Raw genomic sequence first — 529 nt, 5'->3', positions numbered from 1 at the left:
CGCCGGCACCGCCCCCCGCCACCGGGACTGCACCCTGCTGGAACACTCACCCGCCGTGCCCGTCGACCTCGCCCGCCAAGCCCGCGCCCTGCTCCACGACACCCAAGCAGCACAGGCCGAAGAGAACGCACTACGTCAGGCCATCGCAGCCGAAACCGAACGCCTCGCCCAACAGGCCTGGCACATCACCTGCACCAACCCGGTCATGCAGGCTTTCCTCGACAGCACCGCCCCGCAACTCATCGACGACATCGCCCGTCGGCTCGCCGACGGACAGACCTGGTCAAGCAAGCAACTCCGCAAACGCGCCGCCTACCTATGGCGCGTGATCGGCCGCGCCGCAGCCAAAACCACACCCCGCGACTGGGCAGGGCAAACCGCCCTCATCCCCATCACCAACCACCCCACCACACACCACCCCACGCTCCTTGCACCCGGCACCCCGCTCGGCGACCTCGCCGCGATCGCCGTGGAGAACGTCCACCTCGCCCGGGCCCGCACCACCCCCACCGACCTGCACACCGCCACC

Annotated in this window: 1 pseudogene; it reads left to right on the top strand. The window is 70.1% G+C overall.

The window, feature by feature from the left end:
* Window positions 1-55: 55 nt before the first annotated feature.
* A pseudogene (locus CCN44_RS42760) lies at window positions 56-529 on the top strand (lantibiotic dehydratase); the annotation flags it as partial.

Origin of the sequence: Streptomyces tricolor (assembly GCF_002155905.1) — a bacterium.
GTDB classification, from domain to species: domain Bacteria; phylum Actinomycetota; class Actinomycetes; order Streptomycetales; family Streptomycetaceae; genus Streptomyces; species Streptomyces tricolor.
The sequence above is the reverse complement of the archived record's forward strand: the minus strand, read 5'-3'. Positions and strand labels throughout refer to the sequence as shown.